Below are 21,508 nucleotides of genomic sequence, written 5' to 3' on the forward strand. Positions count from 1 at the left end.
GAAATGAAAAAAATAATTTGTTAGATGTTTTTTTGTCCGTGTAGATGAATATCTGGGCAAAAAATCTTTCTTATCTCTGCTTACAAAATCACTGTGCGGTTACCGTACACAAAAACGCGTTGCGCTAAAACACGATATAAAGCACGACTAAGCACGTTTTTTTCAACATCACGACCCGCTCGCATCATATCTTCAGCAGTATACGAGTGATCAACATGGATCACATCCTGCATGATGATTGGGCCTTCATCTAAACTATCATTTACATAGTGCGCAGTGGCGCCAATGATCTTTACTCCCCGCTCATAGGCTTGATGGTAAGGTCGTGCGCCAATAAATGCAGGTAAGAATGAGTGATGGATATTGATAATTTGATACGGGAAACGTTGCACAAAGGCTGGCGTGAGCACACGCATATATTTAGCGAGAACCACGTAGTCTGGCTGATATTGTTCAATTTTCTCAATTAAACGTTGGTCATGTTGATCGCGAGTTAAGCCTTCATGACTGATTAAGTGGAAGGGGATATCAAAGCGCTCAACTAAGTTCTGCAGGGCATCGTGGTTTCCAATTACTGCAGCAATTTCTACATCCAACCCGCCATAAGCACTTTTCATTAGTAAGTCGCCGAGACAATGCGCTTCTTTCGTTACCATGATGACAATCCGACGCCGTCCCGCAGTGTGTAACTCACGGTTAGTGCCTTCTGGTAACGCATCATCCAAATCTGCCAGCAGAGTGGTATCGTTAAAAATACCTTCTAACTCTGTCCGCATGAAAAAACGGCCCGTCAAATGATCAACGAATTCGTTATTCTGAACAATATTCAGTTGGTGCTTGTAACAAATATTGGTGATTTTAGCGATTAAGCCTTTGGCATCAGGGCAAATAGTGCGTAACACTTTCTTTTGTACGTTCTGGTGTGGCATAAGGTGCTAAATCCTGTCTTAACATTACTTGATGTTGTGTAAGTTTAGTTTTTGAAATTGCTGAAGTCATAAAGCGAAATTATTAACCATGTCCACAGCATTTCTTATATTTTGTCCCTGAACCGCAAGGGCATGCATCATTTCTTCCTACGGAAGGCCGCACGCCATCAATATAATACCAGTTTTTCTCAATTCGAAGAAAGCGAGAACGTTCATGCATAACGCTGCGTTGCGCCTTATTGTCATCGGTAAAATGGGCAATAAACTCGACAAAGCCTTCATCTTCATGACTGCCAGTGGTTTCGGTAATGACGATCAATCGGTGCCATAGCGTATTGGCAAAGCTTTGCTCTATCCCTGCGCGCCATTCTTGCGCATTACAATCTGGATGCCATGTTTTAATCAGATAATCCACATTCTTTTTGGCATAGGCACTATAACGTGAACGCATAAGAATCGCAGGGGAAGCAGCGACCTGCGTAGATAAATGATAGGGCTCACAGCATTTTTTGTATTCAATGGCGCTACCGCATGGACACTGTTCTGACAAAATTTCTCCGAAACTATTAATCATGTCGTCTCTTGGTTGAACAGCAAATACGTTCAAACGCCAATTGACAAAAAACTGAGTAGATTTGAGGGTATCTTACCTAATCGTGCGATGAGGTTCAAAGTTGATCATTTATTGTTGTTTTGCGACGCCAACAAGTTTTGTGACTTACATCACAAAAATACTTGACCGCCGTTTCATTATGGCGTAACTTAATAACTGTGATGTGTGTCACATAAAAATAATGATATTTGCTGGAGCTACCCATGAAATTGATCAATAAAGTCATCGCAATGTTTGAAAAAATGAGTGTTTCATTTGGCACTATTAACGGGTAATTATTTTATTAATCACCTGTAAGTCATCATAATGTTCTGTGGCTATTTCATACATCGCAGATGTCACTATAGCGATTAAGAACGAACTATGAAATTCGATAGAAATAGGCATGTCAATTTATCGAATTTCATATTATTTTCTAAAATTCTTATTTTTAGGATTAGTCTTGATTGACACTTTGATTAAGTGAATTTTTAGCCACTCCTTATTTTATTTTCCTGAATAATAAATTCAAAAAACGTTAGTCAAAATAGGCTCAGTCCTTCATTTCACCATTCTATCAACTCACTTCTCCCAAAGACTTCACCATATAAATACTTAAAGCATCATGCTGGTAGTCCCCAAACGTAGAGGTAACCTCGAATCCTAAATGCCGGTACAATTGTACGGCACTAGATTGATAAGCTACTGTTTCTAAATATATTTTACTGATATCAAATACCTTGGATTTATTGATGATCGTGGTTATTAGCATTGTTGCTATTCCATAACCTCGTTGATCAGGAGAAACAAAAACGCGCTTAATCTCTGGGAATGGCGTATTAGGCAAAAAAAGAATCGCGCAGCCAACGACCTTACCCTCTAATTTAGCAATGTAAGCAAATGTTCTTACTAAACGCATACTCTCAATTGATACAGCATGATTACTTTCAACTGGATAGAGTACATCTTGGTACGCATCTAATTGAGCAATGAGTGCAATAACTTCAGGATTAAACAGATCGGTTTGGCATATTTCAACATTCACAGTATGTCCAACTGTTTTTAAGCTATATGTTAGTAATGAAGTGTAAACTATTTGTTTCAATCTCCCAGAGCGATAAATATTCACTATAGTTCTAGAACAAAGACGATCACTGAGATTGAGAAATATACACTTTTCATCTGAGTGACAACTAGGTCGCTGCTTACTAATTTATAGACTCTGTCGTTTTGTTAGCGAGGTTCCTAATACCCGATTGTTTAAGTTGATTAATAAAGTGCCAAACTGATTAAAATGGACGAAATAAAATGAGAAAAATCAAGGTTGGACTGGCACTAGGGGCTGGCGCTGCAAAAGGTTGGGCGCACATAGGTGTGATCAACGCGCTAAATAATATGGGCGTCAAGATTGATATTGTCGCGGGTTGTTCTGTTGGTTCGTTAGTTGGTGCCGCTTATGCTACTGACCACTTGGACGATATTGAGCGTTGGGTCCGTTCATTTAAGTATTGGGATGTCATTCGGTTGATGGATTTTTCCTGGCGCCGCGGAGGATTACTTCGCGGAGAACGAGTGTTTAATGCTGTAAACGAAATCATCAATACCCAAGCCATCGCTGAGTGTAAGTTGCCATTTGGTTCGGTTGTTACAAATTTAACAACGGGTCGCGAATTATGGCTTACAGAAGGGGACATTAAGCAGGCCATTAGAGCATCTTGCAGCATGCCGGGGTTATTTTCTCCTGTGCAGTTTGGCAGTTATTGGTTAGTTGATGGCGCGGTCGTTAACCCTGTTCCTATTTCTTTAGCTAGAGCCTTGGGCGCAGACATCGTGATTGCCGTCGATTTACAACATGATGCACATCTTGTTCAGCAAGATTTGTTTACTTCGCAATCTTCAGCTGAAAATAAGCCTTTGGATATACCAGAAAATTGGCAGCAACGCCTGAAAACACATATCGCCAATTTCTCGATTAGCACGCCTAAGACCATTCCTAGTGCCATGGAAATCATGTCTACATCTATTCAGGTTTTGGAAAACAGGCTAAAACGCAATCGTATGGCAGGAGACCCTCCTGATGTGCTCATCCAACCTTATTGCCCGCAGATCTCAATGCTAGATTTTCATCGAGCAGAGGAGGCGATTTCAGCGGGTAAAATAGCTACGGAGAACAAATTTGAGCAACTACGCCATTTAGTCAGGTAGTGCGGGCATCAGTATGTAGCAGCAATACACATACTAGAAAAGCGAAGTAGGTGTGACAATTTCTGACAAGCACAAATAACTATTTTGAGCCACTATTACACATAAGATTAGCAAGAGAAGCAGTGAATGGAAAAACCACTAGCAGGTAAAAATATTTTAGTTGTCGAAGATGAAACGGTTTTCCGTTCCGTCATCGCAGGATTCCTATGTTCACTGGGTGCGACCGTTTATCAGGCGGAGAATGGACTAAAGGCATTAGAGCAACTTAAAATCCAGTCTCCGGACCTGATACTTTGCGATCTTGCTATGCCTAAAATGGGTGGTATCGAGTTTGTTGAACGTCTACTCATTCAAGGGATAAAGATCCCTGTCTTAGTTATATCTGCCACCGATAAAATGACTGATATCGCAACAGTCTTGCGTCTTGGCGTAAAAGACGTCCTTTTGAAACCAATCGTCGATTTGAATAGGCTACGTGAGGCTGTGTTGGCCTGTCTTTATCCTGTGGTTTTCACCTCTCACGCGATAGAAGAGACAGAACTTATCCAGGATTGGGAAGCTTTGCGCAAAAATCCTTATGATGCAGCACAGTTACTAAAACAATTACAGCCACCAGCGCAGCAGACTATTGCACATTGCCGTATAAATTATCGGCAACTGACAATGGTTGAACAACCAGGCCTCGTACTTGATATTGCTGCTCTTTCAGAGAATGATTTGGCATTTTATTGTCTTGATGTGACCCGAGCTGGGGATAACGGTGTTTTGGCTGCTCTACTACTGCGGGTGTTGTTTAACGGGATACTACAAGAGCATTTGTCGCATCAACAGCAACGTTTACCGCAAATGTCATCCTTGCTCAAACAGGTTAATCAACTGCTGAGACGTACCCATTTGGATGGGCAGTTTCCATTACTTGTTGGCTACTACCATGTGGAATACAAAAATTTAATTTTGGTATCAGCTGGCCTGCATGCAAATGTGAGTGCGGGGAAAAATCAGGTTCAACTCAGTAATGGCGTACCACTAGGGACGCTAAAAACGGCACACTTAAACCAAATAAGTCAGCGATGTGACGCATGGCAGTGTCAAGTCTGGGGGGGCGGGAGCCGTTTAAGGCTGATGCTTTCAGCAGATAAATAGTTCAAATGCTATATTTGTGACGCGATAACTAATTCCTACATTTAATTTATTCCTTCCATGCGTTGAATTTCCTCTCTGAATATAAATGGTTGTATAACGAAATTCCGAAAAAAGCCTAATTTGTATCAATCAATGTGTACGGTCGAGATGTGTTAAATATCGATTGATATACTTTCTTCCTTACTTATGTCTGAAAATTTCTACCCAGATTTTATTATTCTCTATCAATAAGGTTATGCCGCCTCAGGTTAAATTAAGGTTAGTTCCTGATAATGGCTGCATGTATGCCCTTATTGAATTGCAATGGAAGGATTGAACGAATGAAAGTGACGGTTTTTGGTATTGGCTATGTAGGGCTTGTTCAGGCAGCAGTACTCGCGGAAGTTGGTCACGATGTCCTTTGCATTGATGTTGATGAAAACAAGGTTGCTGACTTGCAAAAAGGACGTATTGCTATATTTGAGCCTGGTCTTGCACCTTTGGTAAAAGAAAATTATGAGGAGGGGAGGCTTCGATTTTCAACCGATGCACGGGCGGGTGTTGCGCATGGTTGTATTCAATTTATTGCTGTTGGCACACCTCCTGATGAGGATGGTGCCGCTGATCTTAAATATGTGCTGGAAGTTGCTGACACCATAGCGAAATATATGGATGCGCCTAAGGTGATCATTGATAAGTCTACGGTTCCTGTTGGGACTGCGGATAAAGTACAACAAAGGATAAAAACTGTTTTGCAGCAGCGAGGTTTAGAAATTGCATTTAATGTGGTTTCAAACCCAGAATTTCTAAAAGAGGGTGCTGCAGTTGCTGATTGCAAACGGCCAGAGCGTATTGTTATTGGCATTGATACTCATGACAACGGTGTAATTGACTTAATTAGTGAGCTATACGAGCCTTTTAACCGGAATCATGACCGCATGCTTATCATGGATATTCGCAGTGCAGAACTGACCAAGTATGCAGCGAATGCGATGTTGGCGACAAAAATTAGTTTCATGAATGAGATCGCTAATATCGCTGAAAGACTCGGTGCTGATGTTGAAAAAGTACGTCAAGGTATTGGTTCTGATTCGCGCATTGGCTATCACTTCATTTATTCAGGTTGCGGCTATGGTGGTTCCTGTTTTCCGAAAGACATCCAAGCATTAATTAGGTCAGCCGAAAGTTGCGATTATCAGCCACAACTCTTGCAGGCGGTCGAGAAAATCAATAACGAACAGAAGTATAAGTTAACCGAATTTATTCAGCACCATTTTCATTCACAGATTGCAGGCAAAACATTCGCCGTTTGGGGACTAGCATTCAAACCCAATACAGACGATATGCGAGAGGCACCTAGTCGAATTTTAATGGAAGCATTATGGCATGGTGGTGCAATTATTCAGGCTTACGACCCCGAAGCAATGGATGAAGCTCAGCGTATTTATGGCGCTAGGGATGACTTAAAATTAATGGGAACAAAGGAGTCGGCACTACAAGGGGCGGATGCACTGATAATTTGCACTGAATGGCAAAATTTTAGAGCACCTGACTTTGACGTTATCAAATCTAGATTAAAACAACCGGTAATATTTGATGGGCGTAATTTGTACGATCCTGAACGATTAAATAGTCGCGGCTTCACTTATTACGGGATTGGACGCGGTGATTCGATTAATCAAGTGAAATAATTGTTAGAAGACGATGTGTTGGGTACAAGATAAAATGTATTTTTTGTACTCAACGCTGACATGCGAAACTTACTAGCGACAGGCAATATTGCTTTATATCGTAAGATGGCGGGGATTCTCTTACCATGATCACGCTGATTATTGTGGAACTAAAAATTAACAGAGTATTCTTATAGCGTTATAAACGGAATGATAACAGAGAGTTATTTATCAGTATCAATAGGTTTGTGGCACCAGTGACTTATCGAGTGTATGTAAATTCATCTTTGACATCACGAGTGTTAAGCAATGATAGGTGATATATACATGAGCGATAAAAAAAACCCTCCGTATTATCAGAGGGTTTTTTTATCGTAATAGTCGATTAACGAATACTATTACAGCAGGAAATCATCCAGTGATTTACCTTCGTCTTCAATGGCTTTCTTAATCACCGCTGGAGTACGGCCTTGGCCTGTCCAGGTTTTTGTTTCGCCATTTTCGTCTACATACTTATATTTAGCAGGGCGTGCAGCACGCTTAGCTTTAGTAGTAGCTTTAGTTGCACTCATAGTTTGCAGCAGTTCATTTGGGTCAATACCGTCAGCAATAAGCATTTCACGGTATTGGCTCAATTTACGTTCGCGTTCTTCAATCTCAGCTTGTACTTGAGAATCTTCTTCGCGGCGTTCATTAACGACCACTTCAAGTTTCTCCAGCATTTCTTCTAAAGTTTCAAGAGTGCATTCGCGTGCTTGAGCACGTAGAGTACGGATGTTGTTAAGAATCTTTAACGCTTCGCTCATTGTCCTGGTCTCAAATTATAATTGGTGGGGGGGCGTCTGGATAATAATAGAGTGCTATTTTAATTTCTGCAATAGCCAATTTGATTCGTATCCTAGAATTTACGTATTTTATTCATGAAAAGTTGCTGCGTGCTACTAATAAGCGATGGCGTTTTGTTATTTACCGTGTTTTTTTAAGGCAAAAGTTCATTGTGTTCGATAATGACCCTACACGAGAACATGATTTTCTCACTAAGTTATAAGTTTGCTTTATATCAATAAAGCAAGAATGCCCTGTATCTATGCAGGTATGCACAATAATGGTTCGCGCAGGAAAACGGGATTTTGATATAGGGCACAACAAAAGATTCAGTAAGAAAAAAGCGAGCTGTGTTGGATTTGTCAGATTCTGAGAATATTTGTTATCACTATTTTACGAATTAATGATGGGAACACATTACTTGTATCATTAATGAACCAATCGTGCGGTCTGCATATCTAGCATAACGGATTCTTACTTTCGCTAATCTGGTTAATGCTCAGTCAGCATACTTTTTCTACATCAATATTGTGAAATTGCTCATGTAACCTACCTAATTATAGCGACTAGCTTCAAATGAAGGTGTTACCGGTTTCATTAACGTTATCATTACTTAATAAAGAAAACAGTAATATAGCGTAAGATAGTCAACACCGCATAAAGTCGGAATTTATGATAAACTGCATACATGCTGTCATTCTGACTATTTATTAAACCACTGGAGCGACGAGCCCATGGCTCAACTTTATTTTTATTACTCTGCAATGAATGCAGGAAAGTCTACGGCGCTGTTACAGTCTTCTTATAACTACCAAGAACGAGGTATGCGTACCTTAGTATTTACGGCTGAGATAGATAGCCGCTTTGGTGTTGGGACCGTCAGTTCACGTATAGGGCTATCTTCACAAGCTTTGCTCTATAATCACAGAACATCATTATTATCTATTATTGCTACTGAGCATCAAACAAAACCCGTTCACTGTATTTTGCTTGATGAATGCCAATTCCTGACCAAAGAACAAGTCCAAGAATTGTGTCAAGTGGTGGATGATTTACACATCCCTGTCCTGTGTTATGGGTTACGTACTGATTTTCTCGGTGAGCTATTTCCTGGCAGTAAATATTTGCTCTCGTGGGCAGACAAATTGGTTGAGTTAAAAACCATTTGTCACTGTGGTCGCAAAGCGAACATGGTGCTGCGTTTGGATGAACAGGGCAGAGCGGTGCATGACGGTGAGCAAATTGTTATTGGTGGCAATGAGAGTTATGTCTCAGTTTGCCGGCGTCATTATAAAGAAGCCATTAAAGCTGCTTGTCTCTAGCATTATCGCTAAGCGCTAAATAATGGCTATAAGATGCCTCACAGGTTTCATCTTTGAAATTGTGGGGTAACTTAGCTTCTATTGTATTCATGTCGTATCAGACAATACAACGCCAGCCAAGATATGGCGTTGGGTGATGACGATCCATCGCAGTTCTATTCCTCGATTGTCATAATCGCTCTAGTTTTTACATACCACTCAGTCTTTAAATCTTTAAATCTTTTTCTTGTCCAAGAGTCACGCCAAAATATCAGGTCTGTCAGGCTCATTTAAACGTGCGCTGTTGCCACGGAATAAGCCATGCAGAGTTACCATAGGAAGGGGGAGGATTAGCTCTGTGAGCCTTGTTTGGTGGGTTTATGACGAATGCTAAAGGAGTCGCGGGAAGAGTTCAGTTTGAGACCATAGCAAACATTTTAGGTCTGGCCATAAAAAGAAACCCTCACAGGCAATAGCTTGTGAGGGTGATATCTTCGCGACTCACCCCATCCGGAAATAGGGTTCGTACATTAAGATAATTATTTTTTAGCTTTTTTCTCAGCTTTAGCTGCAGGTGCAGCTACAACTGCAACTTCTTCACGGTCAATTTCTTCGCTGAATTCACGGCCGTAATAAGTATCCATCAAGATCTGTTTCAGCTCAGAGATCAGTGGGTAACGTGGGTTAGCACCGGTACACTGGTCATCAAACGCATCTTCAGACAGTTTGTCTACTTTGGCTAAGAAATCGGCTTCCTGAACGCCCGCTTCACGAATTGAAACAGGGATCCCCAATTCAGCTTTGATTTCATCTAACCACGTCAACAGCTTCTGAATTTTTTGTGCGGTACGGTCGCCCGGTGCACTCAGACCCAGATGATCTGCAATTTCAGCATAACGACGACGTGCTTGTGGGCGGTCATACTGGCTGAAAGCAGTCTGTTTTGTTGGGTTATCATTCGCGTTATAGCGAATAACGTTCGAAATCAACATGGCGTTTGCCAAGCCGTGCGGAATATGGAACTCAGAACCCAATTTGTGGGCCATTGAGTGACAGACACCCAAGAAGGCGTTAGCAAATGCGATACCTGCAATGGTCGCGGCATTATGAACACGTTCGCGCGCAACTGGGTTTTTAGCGCCTTCGTTGTAACTGGCTGGCAAGAATTCTTTCAACAGTTTCAGTGCTTGCAGCGCCTGACCATCAGAGTATTCGTTCGCCAACACAGAAACATAAGCTTCCAGTGCATGGGTCACCGCATCAAGACCACCAAAGGCACACAGTGACTTAGGCATATTCATAACCAGGTTGGCGTCAACAATTGCCATATCTGGAGTCAATGCATAGTCAGCCAATGGATATTTCTGACCTGTTGCATCGTCGGTCACTACCGCGAACGGTGTCACTTCTGAACCCGTACCTGATGTGGTGGTGACCGCGATCATTTTCGCTTTCACGCCCATTTTCGGGAACTTGTAAATACGTTTACGGATATCCATAAAGCGTAATGCCAGTTCTTCAAAGTGGGTTTCTGGATGTTCGTACATGACCCACATAATTTTTGCAGCATCCATCGGTGAACCACCACCCAGCGCGATGATCACGTCTGGTTTGAAGGAGTTCATCTGCTCTGCACCTTTACGCACGATGCTCAGGGTAGGGTCTGCTTCTACTTCAAAGAAGACTTCAGTTTCGATACCGTGAGATTTCAATACGCCAGTGATTTGGTCAGCATAGCCATTGTTAAACAGATAGCGGTCAGTCACGATGAAGGCACGTTTTGCACCGTCAGTTGCCACTTCTTCCAGTGCAATAGGCAGGGACCCACGGCGGAAGTAAATAGATTTCGGGAGTTTATGCCACAACATGTTTTCTGCTCGCTTAGCCACAGTTTTCTTGTTGATCAAGTGTTTCGGACCGACGTTTTCAGAGATGGAGTTACCACCCCAAGAACCGCAACCCAGCGTCAGAGATGGCGCTACTTTGAAGTTATACAGGTCACCGATACCACCATGAGAGGCAGGGGTGTTGATAAGAATTCGGGCGGTTTTCATTTTGTCGCCGAAATACTTAACGCGAGCAGGTTGGTTATCTTGATCTGTATACAGGCAAGATGTATGGCCGATACCGCCCATTTCCACCAGTTTCTCTGCTTTTTCAACAGCGTCTTCGAAGCTCTTCGCACGATACATTGCCAACGTAGGTGACAGTTTTTCGTGAGCGAAAGGTTCGGATTCATCAACAACTTTAACTTCACCGATAAGAATTTTGGTATTGGCTGGTACTTTAATACCTGCCATTTCAGCAATCTTAGTGGCTGGCTGACCAACGATAGCCGCGTTCAGGCCACCATTTTTCAGAATAATATCTTGAACAGCTTTCAGTTCTTTACCTTGTAACAGGTAACCACCGTGAGACGCGAAACGCTCACGAACGGCATCATAAACCGAATCTACAACGATGATGGACTGCTCTGAAGCACAAATCACGCCGTTATCAAAGGTTTTAGACATCAGAATAGAAGCAACAACACGCTTAATATCCGCTGTTTCATCAACAACAACTGGGGTGTTACCCGCACCAACACCGATCGCTGGTTTACCAGAGCTATACGCTGCTTTAACCATGCCTGGGCCACCTGTGGCCAGAATCAGGTTAATGTCTGGGTGGTGCATCAGCTGATTAGATAACTCAACCGTTGGCGCATCAATCCAACCAATAATATCTGCTGGCGCACCTGCGGCGATAGCGGCTTGAAGCACGATATCTGCGGCTTTATTGGTTGCGTCTTTAGCACGTGGGTGTGGAGAGAACACGATACCGTTACGGGTTTTCAGGCTAATTAACGCCTTGAAGATAGCGGTAGAGGTTGGGTTAGTTGTTGGTACGATACCGCAGATTAAACCGATAGGTTCAGCAATAGTAATAGTACCGAAGGTTTTATCTTCTTCTAAAATGCCACACGTCTTTTCATCTTTGTAAGCATTGTAGATATATTCAGAAGCAAAGTGGTTCTTGATCACTTTATCTTCCACAATACCCATGCCTGATTCCTCAACCGCCAATTTGGCTAAAGGAATACGGGCATCTGCTGCAGCTAAAGCTGCGGCACGGAAGATTTTATCAACCTGCTCTTGAGTGAAGTTGGCATACTCGCGCTGGGCTTTCTTGACGCGTGCTACTAGCTCGTTAAGTTCAGCGACATTCGTTACAGCCATAATGCTCTCCTGATAATGTTAAACTCTTTTAGTAAATGAGCTGTTGAAGCAACTAGTATAGTCAGGCTCTAGCAAGCTGTATGAGCAAATAGACACAGTTTTATTATCTTACTTTCTCATTCTTACCGCTGATTTACTGAAAGAGCTTTTATTCACGAGTAATAAAGGTGGGGGGATAAACGACTTTTTTCAACCTTTAACCCTAATTAACTTGTGATGTTCTTCTCTACCACTGACCAGAGCTTAACTATTCTTAGGTATGTTTTTCGTGATTTAAATCACAAAAACGTGAAGCTGACACCATTCAGCTATTATTTGTTGAGAGTAATTATCATTTGAGGGAATTAACTTATAATTACTGACTTTTAAATATCACTAACATCACAGAAAATTAACAATAGATATCAATTAAAATGGTGATTGAATTTCAAGTATAAATGCTGGTTTATTCCATGGATTCCTACAGCTAATTCTATTACATTAGCGCGCATATTGAGCGTGGTGTTGTCATAAAGGTTATTTTCAGTAGAAAGAGCTGCAATTGAACACTGGGTTTATACGAGGCAGCTTATGCGCATTGTCAGTCTCTTTTTCGACGCAGGATGACGACGAACGGGCATGAAGGTGTGTTGTTTGGGGCATTCGTTATAATGGTTTTTCATCTGTGATGCATTTATCAGCAATTGCGTGGAGTGATATGTGAGTCAATCATTGTTGGACCTTTCAGGTTACATCAAGTTTTTTGTTGGCTTATTTGCACTGGTAAACCCAGTCGGGATTTTGCCGGTATTTATCAGTATGACCAGCTATCAAGCACCGGCGGGTCGGGATAAAACTAACTTAACGGCTAACCTTTCTGTTGCCATTATTTTGTGGATCTCCCTGTTCTTGGGTGATGCAATTCTAACTGTATTTGGTATTTCTATTGATTCATTCCGCATCGCGGGCGGGATTCTGGTTGTCAGCATTGCGATGTCAATGATCAGCGGTAAGCTCGGCGAGGATAAGCAGAATAAGCAGGAAAAAACAGAAACAGCGGTGCGAGAAAGTATTGGTGTTGTCCCATTAGCATTGCCGTTAATGGCAGGCCCAGGTGCGATAAGCTCAACGATTGTCTGGAGTTCCCGCTATCATAGTTGGCAAAATTTACTGGGATTAACTGTCGCGGTTGCCTTGTTTGCATTTTGCTGTTGGCTGTTATTCCGCGCCGCGCCGCTATTGGTTCGATTGCTAGGGCAAACGGGCATCAACGTAATAACACGTATCATGGGTTTGCTGTTGATGGCATTAGGTATTGAGTTTATTGTCACAGGAATCAAAGCACTTTTCCCTGGGTTACTTTAGAACATTCCCACGCATTATTATGAAAGGCCGCAGGTTATTTACCTGCGGCCTTTTTGTTTATCTCATCTCAATCCTGATATAAATAAGCGCCTTTTTGGTGCAAATAGTGTATTAATTTTAATCTATTGCACTTAAATATTGCAGGAATAACCTTTAGGCTAAAATAATTTAGCTTAAGGCATATTTGTTTGTCTTTAATAATCGTCATACCAACCTTCCGTTGAAAACAAACACACAATTTGTTGTTAAAATGCTCACATCATTCTGTGGGGCTTGTGCTGAATTTATCTAGATGTTATTAGTGATTACACTCCAATGAGTAGGTGTTTATTCTGGCTAAGGCTAAAATGTTAATTTTATGTGTCTTTAACGATTTTCAAGACTTCTTTTTTATCTGAAAACTAATGTCTTTATGACTTATGATCATGATAATAAACATTTTAATTATGATTAACTGCGTAAATACAGAGAGTAACTATCGTTATACAGCCCTTAGAAAAGAGAATTACTTAACATTTCTGTAAAAATTATTGGCGTCAAATTTAGGCATCTGTTAGTTTCCGGACAACATGGTAATGAGAGATTTCTTGCTTATTCAATGAAACCGAGCCTCAATTTTTTATTTTTGGAATAGTTATTGCTAGTCGTTGTGGGCGGCAGATTAATACAAACCTTGAGAAAAACATCACAAATCTCGTAAAAGGGCAGTTAGACATGCAAATAAAGTTTAAGCAGCGACCACTGGCGATAATAAGTACTATTCTAAGTTTGTCTTTTTCTACTATTTCATCAGCAGCTAGCGTGCCTTCTGGTGAGGTTTTAGCGATAGATCAAAGCATTACTATCAATAATGGGACTGAAGTCGCTTCTTTAGATCCGCACAAAGTTGAGGGTAACCCTGAAACAAATATTATCCTGAATCTATTAGAAGGGCTGGTGAGTAATGATGCCAATGGTCATCTTATTCCGGCAGTTGCCACCCACTGGGATAATGATGGATATAAAGTTTGGACATTCCACCTACGTGATGACGCAGTTTGGAGTGATGGCACGCCAGTCACAGCACAAGATTTTGTCTATAGCTGGCAACGTTTGGCAGACCCTAAAATAGGGTCACCTTACGCCAGTTACTTACAGTATGCCCAAATCGAAAATATCGATGATGTCCTAAAGGGCACCAAAAAACCTGATCAACTAGGCGTTAAGGCATTAGATGCGAAAACGTTGCAAGTAACGCTGACCGAGCCGGTGCCCTATTTCATTAGCATGTTGTCTCATACATCTATGAAACCGGTTAAGCGCGACGTTATTGAAAAGTATGGAGATAAATGGACGCTACCAACGAATTTTGTCGGCAACGGTGCTTATAAACTAAAAGACTGGGTAGTTAATGAGCGGATTGTGCTTGAGCGCAGCCCGACATATTGGAATAACAAGGCGACGGTTATTAATAAAGCGACTTTCTTGCCGATAACTTCTGAGGTGAGCGATATTAACCGCTACCGTAGCGGTGAAATTGATATCACCAATAGCGCTATTCCCCCCAATCTGTTTGCCAAAATGAAAAAAGACCTGCCATCGCAGGTTCACGTTAGCCCGTATCTTTGTACTTTTTATTACGAAATTAATAACGAAAGAGCGCCATTTACAGACGCGAGAGTGAGGGCGGCCATTAAATTAACGTTGGATCGTGACATCATTGCCACCAAAATTATGGGGCAAGGGCAGATCCCAGCTTATGGTTTTACCCCAACGTTCACTGATGGCGGTAATTTTTCATTACCAGAATGGGCAAGTTGGCCACAAGAAAAACGCAATGTTGAAGCCAGAAAGCTACTTGCTGAAGCAGGTTTCAATGAAAATAATCCATTAAAATTCAATTTGCTCTACAACACATCAGATCAAAATAAACAGCAGGCGATTGCCGCTGCCTCTATGTGGCAAAAAAATCTGGGTGCTACCGTCACCTTACAAAACCAAGAATGGAAAACTTCATTAGAAAGTCGTCACCAAGGCCAGTTTGATGTTGCCAGAGCGACTTGGTGTGGTGACTACAATGAGCCTACCGCGTTCCTCAATATGCTGTTATCAGATAGCAGCAATAATACGTTCTTCTATAAGAGTCCTGAATTTGATGCAATTTTAGCGAAAGCGCTGGTGGTTAAAGATACCCAAGAGCGTACCGCACTGTATCAACAAGCTGAGAATTTGCTGGATAAAGATTCTGCCATGGTACCGGTTTATTACCGTGTGAGTGTCCGCCTGATTCGACCCACAGTGGGCGGTTTTACCGGCAAAGATCCGCAAGATTTAACGGATTTAAAAAATCTTTATATCCGTAAGTTGTAGTCGTCAGATATACGGCAGTTTAAGCGTATCGATCAATAGGCAGAGTAATAGGGATGTATAGCACAGTTTATCTTTTGGCCTGATGCTAATACATATGGGGTCTTACATTACCGGATTCGTTCCCCGGACGATGTAATTAAAAAATACCTTTTAAGGTGAGGCTTGCCCAGTGACTGGGTGAAGCAATAATAAAAACTGGAGTGGATACAAGCATGACCAACATCACGAAGAAAAATCTCCTAGCCGCAGGTATTGTCGCTGCTTTGGGTATGATGGCTGTCGGAAATACGTTCGCAGCGAATGTACCAGCTGGTGTACAACTGGCTGAGAAACAAGTATTAGTCCGTAATAATGGTTCTGAGCCTCAGTCATTGGACCCACATAAAATTGAAGGTGTGCCAGAATCAAATATCTCACGCGATCTGTTAGAAGGGTTGGTGATTAACGATCCTAATGGCAAGATTTTGCCGGGTGTTGCAGAAAGCTGGGATAATAAGGACTTCAAAGTCTGGACTTTCCATCTTCGTAAAGATGCCAAATGGTCAAATGGTGACCCTGTAACAGCACAGGATTTTGTTTATAGCTGGCAACGTTTGTCTGACCCTAAAACGGTTTCACCTTATGCAAGCTATGTCCAATATGCACATATCGCAAATATCGACGATATTATTACCGGTAAAAAGTCCCCTGATACTTTAGGTGTCAAAGCGTTAGATGATCATACGTTGGAAGTTACACTAAGCGAGCCAGTCCCGTATTTGGACAAGCTATTAGCTCATCCATCAATGTCACCGGTTAATAAATCGGTGATCGAGAAGTTTGGGGATAAATGGACTCAACCACAAAACTTTGTTGGCAATGGCGCATACAAGTTGAAAGATTGGGTGGTTAACGAGCGTATCGTGTTAGAACGTAGCCCAACTTATTGGGACAACGCGAAAACAGTTATCAACCAAGTGACCTATCTACCAATTTCCTCAGAAGTAACAGACGTTAACCGCTACCGCAGCGGTGAAATCGACATGACGTATAACAACATGCCGATCGAATTGTTCCAGAAATTGAAAAAAGAGATCCCACAAGAAGTTCATGTTGACCCATACCTGTGTACCTATTACTACGAAATCAATAACCAAAAAGCACCATTTACAGATGCTCGTGTACGTGAAGCACTAAAATTGGGTATGGATCGCGATATCATCGTGAACAAAGTGAAAAACCAAGGTGACTTACCGGCCTATGGTTTCACCCCTCCATACACCAGTGGCGCTGAACTGACACCACCAGAATGGTTTAGCTGGTCGCAAGAGAAACGTAACGAAGTCGCTAAGAAGTTATTGGCTGAAGCCGGTTATACCAAAGACAAGCCGTTGACATTCAACTTGCTATACAACACCTCTGATTTGCATAAGAAGCTGGCCATTGCTGCCGCGTCTATCTGGAAGAAAAACCTGGGTGTTGATGTTAAGTTGGAAAATCAGGAATGGAAAACCTTCCTGGATACTCGCCATCAGGGGAATTTCGATGTGGCCCGCGCCGGCTGGTGTGCTGACTACAATGAACCTTCTTCATTCCTGAATATGATGCTTTCTGACAGCAGCAACAACACTGTGCATTATAAGAGCCCAGCGTTTGATAAGCTGATGCAAGACACGCTGAAAGTGAAAACTGAGAAAGAGCGTGCTGGTTTGTACCAACAAGCTGAAGTCTTGCTAGATAAAGACTCAGCTATTGTCCCACTGTTCTATTACGTGAATGCCCGTTTAGTGAAGCCTTATGTCGGTGGTTACACCGGTAAAGATCCACTGGATAATATGCACGTTAAAGATCTTTATATTATCAAGCAATAATTGATTTAGGGCAGCCGCTTAACTCGCGTGCTGCCCTTATTGCATTGAAATATAAAGTCGCAGTTAGAGGCTAAAGGTACAGGCAATGTTAAAATTTATTCTACGCCGCTGTTTGGAAGCGATCCCGACACTATTCATTTTGATAACGATTTCATTCTTTATGATGCGTCTCGCCCCTGGAAGCCCGTTTACCGGTGAGCGTAATCTTCCACCCGAAGTGATGGCGAATATTGAGGCGAAATATCACCTCAACGACCCAGTTTATAAGCAGTATTTCAATTATTTGGGGCAACTGGCGCAAGGTGATCTCGGGCCTTCATTTAAATATAAAGATTATACCGTTAACGAGTTAGTCTCAGCCTCGTTTCCTGTTTCAGCTAAACTTGGATTTGCTGCATTTCTACTCGCTGTTGTGTTGGGTGTGAGTGCCGGTGTCATTGCCGCGTTGAACCAAAATACCAAGTGGGACTATACCGTTATGGGCTTTGCCATGACGGGGGTGGTGATCCCAAGTTTTGTGGTCGCCCCGTTATTAGTCTTGGTTTTCGCCATTATATTAAAATGGCTACCTGGTGGGGGATGGAACGGCGGAGCACCGAAATTTATTATTTTACCAATGGTGGCATTATCATTGGCTTATATCGCCAGCATTGCGCGTATCACCCGTGGTTCCATGATTGAAGTACTCCATTCTAACTTTATCCGCACGGCGCGCGCTAAAGGATTACCGTTGCGCACGATTGTTCTACGCCATGCATTAAAACCGGCGTTGCTCCCCGTGCTGTCTTATATGGGGCCTGCATTTGTCGGCATTATTACCGGTTCAATGGTGATAGAAACTATTTTCGGTTTACCGGGTATTGGCCAGTTGTTTGTCAACGGAGCGTTAAATCGCGATTACTCATTGGTCCTGAGCTTGACCATTCTGGTCGGCGCGCTAACCATTTTATTCAATGCGATTGTCGACGTGCTTTATGCCGTTATCGATCCGAAAATCCGTTACTAGCACTGGAGCACGCCAATTATGTTGAGCAAAAAAAATAGCGAAGCTCTGGAGGTTTTCAGTGAAAAACTGGAAGTTGAAGGACGTAGCCTATGGCAGGATGCCCGCCGCCGCTTTATACACAACCGTGCGGCGATCACCAGTTTGGTGATCCTGATGTTTATTACCCTGTTTGTTATTTTCGCGCCAATGATAGCGCAGTTTAGCTACTCAGATACTGATTGGGGCATGATGTCCGCAGCACCTGATATGGAGTCTGGACACTATTTTGGTACAGATTCATCTGGTCGTGATTTGTTGGTCCGTGTCGCTATTGGTGGTCGCATTTCATTAATGGTTGGTGTTGCCGCTGCACTGGTTGCGGTGGTCGTCGGCACATTATATGGCTCTTTGTCGGGTTATTTGGGTGGGAAAGTCGACTCACTGATGATGCGCCTGCTGGAAATCCTTAACTCATTTCCATTCATGTTCTTCGTCATTCTATTGGTCACCTTCTTCGGCCAAAATATCTTGTTGATTTTCGTGGCTATCGGCATGGTGTCTTGGCTCGATATGGCTCGTATCGTTCGTGGCCAGACATTAAGTTTGAAACGAAAAGAGTTTATTGAAGCGGCATTGGTTGGCGGTGTTTCAACACGGAATATCGTTTTGCGCCATATCGTCCCGAACGTACTCGGTGTGGTGGTGGTGTACGCTTCTTTGCTGGTTCCCAGCATGATTTTATTCGAGTCTTTCCTCAGCTTCCTGGGTCTAGGAACGCAAGAGCCGCTGAGTAGTTGGGGAGCTTTGCTCAGTGATGGTGCCAACTCAATGGAAGTCTCGCCATGGTTACTGATGTTTCCTGCCGGATTCTTGGTCGTAACCTTGTTTTGTTTTAACTTTATCGGCGATGGCTTGCGTGATGCCCTCGACCCGAAAGATCGCTGAGGAGTAGCGCCATGACGACTATTGGTAATCAGTCTGCTGTTCAGCAATCTGCATTGTTGGAACAAAATGTACTGTTGGAACAGAATGCGCAGCCAGAGCAAAAAGTCCTGCTGGATGTAAAAGATCTCACTGTGACTTTCGGCACACCTGACGGAGATGTGACGGCCGTCAATGCCCTTAATTTTGACCTGCGTGCCGGTGAAACATTAGGCATTGTGGGCGAGTCTGGTTCGGGCAAGTCACAAACGGCTTTTGCTTTGATGGGGTTGCTCGCCAGCAATGGCCGGATAGGGGGCTCGGCGAAGTTTAATGGTCGAGAGATCCTGAATCTCCCCGAAAAGCAGTTAAACCGTCTGCGGGCCGAAGAGATCTCAATGATTTTCCAAGATCCAATGACTTCGCTAAACCCCTATATGCGAGTGGGTGAGCAGTTGATGGAAGTGCTGCAACTGCATAAGAAATTGAGTAAAAGCGAAGCGTTCGAAGAATCAATTCGCATGCTCGATGCGGTAAAAATGCCAGAAGCACGTAAACGCATGCGCATGTACCCACATGAGTTTTCAGGTGGGATGCGGCAACGAGTCATGATTGCGATGGCGTTGCTGTGCCGTCCTAAACTGTTAATTGCAGATGAACCGACCACGGCATTGGATGTGACTGTTCAGGCTCAGATTATGACGTTGTTGAATGAGCTAAAACGTGAATTCAATACCGCGATAATTATGATCACTCATGACTTAGGGGTGGTTGCGGGGATCTGCAACAAAGTTTTGGTGATGTATGCAGGGCGAACCATGGAATATGGTCAGGCTCGTGATGTGTTTTATCACCCAAGCCACCCTTATTCTATTGGTTTGTTGAATGCCGTCCCTCGTCTTGATACTGAAGGCGATGCACTGATGACAATACCGGGCAACCCCCCCAATTTACTGCGCTTGCCGAAAGGTTGTCCTTTCCAACCTCGTTGCCAATATGCCATGGATCGCTGTAGCACAGCACCTGCATTAGAAAGTTTCGGTGAAGGGCGTTTGCGCGCTTGCTACAAGCCAGTAGGGGAATTGGTATGAATGCCATGACAGAGAAAAAAGTCTTGTTGGAAGTGGCTGACCTGAAAGTTCATTTTGATATTCAGGATGGCAAACAGTGGTTCTGGCAACCGTCCAAAACATTGAAAGCTGTTGATGGGGTGACACTTCGCCTGTATGAAGGTGAAACCTTGGGCGTGGTTGGGGAGTCAGGTTGCGGTAAATCCACATTTGCTCGCGCCATCATTGGCTTGGTGAAAGCAACGGGTGGCAGCGTTGCTTGGTTAGGAAAAGACCTGCTCAACATGAATCCTGATGAGTGGCGCGATATCCGCAGTGATATTCAGATGATATTTCAGGATCCCCTTGCATCATTGAACCCACGAATGACGATTGGTGAAATCATTGCTGAACCGCTGCGGACTTATCATCCTAAAATGCCGCGTCAAGAAGCCAGGGACAAAGTCAAAGCAATGATGCTCAAAGTGGGTCTATTACCCAATTTAATCAACCGCTATCCTCATGAGTTTTCGGGTGGGCAGTGCCAACGTATTGGTATTGCCCGAGCATTGATTCTTGAGCCAAAGCTGGTGATTTGCGATGAGCCTGTTTCCGCACTGGATGTGTCAATTCAGGCGCAAGTGGTGAACTTATTGCAGCAATTGCAGCGTGAAATGGGATTGTCGCTGATTTTTATTGCCCACGACTTGGCCGTAGTCAAGCATATCTCTGACCGAGTGTTAGTGATGTATTTGGGGCATGCGGTCGAACTGGGGACATATGATGAGGTTTATAATAACCCGCAGCATCCTTATACCAAGGCGCTGATGTCTGCAGTGCCTATCCCTGATCCAGACAAAGAAAAGGCAAAAGTCATTCAATTGTTAGAAGGTGAGCTACCGTCGCCAATTAACCCGCCATCGGGTTGCGTATTCCGTACTCGCTGCCCAATTGCAGGGCCAGAGTGTGCGAAAACACGCCCATTGATGGAAGGGAGCTTCCGTCATGCGGTTTCTTGTTTGAAAGTGGATCCGCTATAGCGTTGTGATTTGGCTAGGTTGCCGAGTAAAAATCCCCGTCATATTTCTCTGGCGGGGATTTTAATGATGACTGACAATGCGCACTCATTATGACGAAATAAAATTGAC

Annotated in this window: 16 protein-coding genes; 11 read left to right on the top strand and 5 right to left on the bottom strand. The window is 42.9% G+C overall.

The genetic code is table 11. The features are described 5' to 3' along the window. Positions 1-80: 80 nt before the first annotated feature. The 3 genes from purU to DA391_RS10715 form a co-directional block, all read right to left on the bottom strand. Positions 81-929 (bottom strand): formyltetrahydrofolate deformylase, encoded by an 849-nt coding sequence (gene purU / locus DA391_RS10705; RefSeq protein WP_019210135.1) that lies wholly within the window; start codon positions 927-929, stop codon positions 81-83. 82 nt (positions 930-1,011) lie between these two features. Further along, positions 1,012-1,479 (bottom strand): YchJ family protein, encoded by a 468-nt coding sequence (locus DA391_RS10710; protein WP_050080779.1) that lies wholly within the window; start codon positions 1,477-1,479, stop codon positions 1,012-1,014. 619 nt (positions 1,480-2,098) lie between these two features. After that, on the bottom strand, positions 2,099-2,566 hold the full coding sequence (locus DA391_RS10715) for a GNAT family N-acetyltransferase (RefSeq protein ID WP_098904553.1): 468 nt from the start codon (positions 2,564-2,566) through the stop codon (positions 2,099-2,101). A gap of 263 nt (positions 2,567-2,829) precedes the next feature. Here DA391_RS10715 and rssA point away from each other — a divergent pair, with 263 nt between their 5' ends. The 3 genes from rssA to DA391_RS10730 all read left to right on the top strand — a co-directional run bounded on the left by rssA (position 2,830) and on the right by DA391_RS10730 (position 6,539). Next, a complete protein-coding gene (gene rssA / locus DA391_RS10720; protein WP_057642993.1) occupies positions 2,830-3,726 on the top strand; it encodes a patatin-like phospholipase RssA in 897 nt (298 codons plus the stop codon). A 126-nt stretch (positions 3,727-3,852) separates the two neighbouring features. After that, a complete protein-coding gene (rssB, locus tag DA391_RS10725; RefSeq protein ID WP_050080687.1) occupies positions 3,853-4,869 on the top strand; it encodes a two-component system response regulator RssB in 1,017 nt (338 codons plus the stop codon). Positions 4,870-5,189: 320 nt separating this feature from the next. Continuing rightward, on the top strand, positions 5,190-6,539 hold the full coding sequence (locus DA391_RS10730; protein ID WP_050873122.1) for a UDP-glucose dehydrogenase family protein: 1,350 nt from the start codon (positions 5,190-5,192) through the stop codon (positions 6,537-6,539). 377 nt (positions 6,540-6,916) lie between these two features. Here DA391_RS10730 and hns read toward each other — a convergent pair whose 3' ends face one another. Then, positions 6,917-7,324 carry a histone-like nucleoid-structuring protein H-NS gene (hns, locus tag DA391_RS10735; RefSeq protein ID WP_050080690.1) on the bottom strand — a complete coding sequence of 136 codons (408 nt, stop codon included), beginning with the start codon at positions 7,322-7,324 and terminating at the stop codon, positions 6,917-6,919. A 753-nt stretch (positions 7,325-8,077) separates the two neighbouring features. Between hns and DA391_RS10740 the strand changes: the two genes are divergently transcribed. After that, positions 8,078-8,665, top strand: coding sequence for a thymidine kinase (locus DA391_RS10740; protein WP_050080693.1), 588 nt, complete (start codon positions 8,078-8,080; stop codon positions 8,663-8,665). Positions 8,666-9,183: 518 nt separating this feature from the next. Here the strand turns inward: DA391_RS10740 and adhE are convergent. After that, a complete protein-coding gene (adhE, locus tag DA391_RS10745; protein ID WP_050080694.1) occupies positions 9,184-11,862 on the bottom strand; it encodes a bifunctional acetaldehyde-CoA/alcohol dehydrogenase in 2,679 nt (892 codons plus the stop codon). Between the two features lie 699 nt (positions 11,863-12,561). On the opposite strand from adhE, the gene DA391_RS10750 reads away from it, so the two are divergent. The 7 genes from DA391_RS10750 (at position 12,562) to oppF (ending at position 21,400) form a co-directional block, all read left to right on the top strand. Continuing rightward, positions 12,562-13,206: a YchE family NAAT transporter gene (locus DA391_RS10750; protein WP_049607202.1), complete on the top strand. Its 645-nt coding sequence runs from the start codon at positions 12,562-12,564 to the stop codon at positions 13,204-13,206. Positions 13,207-13,920: 714 nt separating this feature from the next. Continuing rightward, positions 13,921-15,555, top strand: a complete 1,635-nt coding sequence (locus DA391_RS10755) for an ABC transporter substrate-binding protein (RefSeq protein ID WP_050285683.1) — start codon at positions 13,921-13,923, stop codon at positions 15,553-15,555. 212 nt (positions 15,556-15,767) lie between these two features. After that, entirely contained in the window at positions 15,768-17,405 is a 1,638-nt protein-coding gene (gene oppA / locus DA391_RS10760; protein WP_050080696.1) for an oligopeptide ABC transporter substrate-binding protein OppA, read from the top strand. A gap of 85 nt (positions 17,406-17,490) precedes the next feature. Next, the gene (oppB, locus tag DA391_RS10765) at positions 17,491-18,411 is read left to right on the top strand and encodes an oligopeptide ABC transporter permease OppB (protein ID WP_004875191.1); all 921 of its coding nucleotides are present in this window, start codon (positions 17,491-17,493) and stop codon (positions 18,409-18,411) included. Positions 18,412-18,426: 15 nt separating this feature from the next. Beyond that, the gene (oppC, locus tag DA391_RS10770) at positions 18,427-19,335 is read left to right on the top strand and encodes an oligopeptide ABC transporter permease OppC (protein ID WP_042806404.1); all 909 of its coding nucleotides are present in this window, start codon (positions 18,427-18,429) and stop codon (positions 19,333-19,335) included. A gap of 11 nt (positions 19,336-19,346) precedes the next feature. Continuing rightward, positions 19,347-20,402, top strand: coding sequence for an ABC transporter ATP-binding protein (locus tag DA391_RS10775; protein ID WP_072084640.1), 1,056 nt, complete (start codon positions 19,347-19,349; stop codon positions 20,400-20,402). Next, entirely contained in the window at positions 20,399-21,400 is a 1,002-nt protein-coding gene (gene oppF / locus DA391_RS10780) for a murein tripeptide/oligopeptide ABC transporter ATP binding protein OppF (RefSeq protein ID WP_050080697.1), read from the top strand. Before DA391_RS10775 ends, oppF begins: the two co-directional genes overlap by 4 nt. Positions 21,401-21,508: the final 108 nt, after the last annotated feature.

The sequence above is a fragment of the Yersinia massiliensis genome (genome assembly GCF_003048255.1).
Taxonomy (GTDB): domain Bacteria; phylum Pseudomonadota; class Gammaproteobacteria; order Enterobacterales; family Enterobacteriaceae; genus Yersinia; species Yersinia massiliensis_A.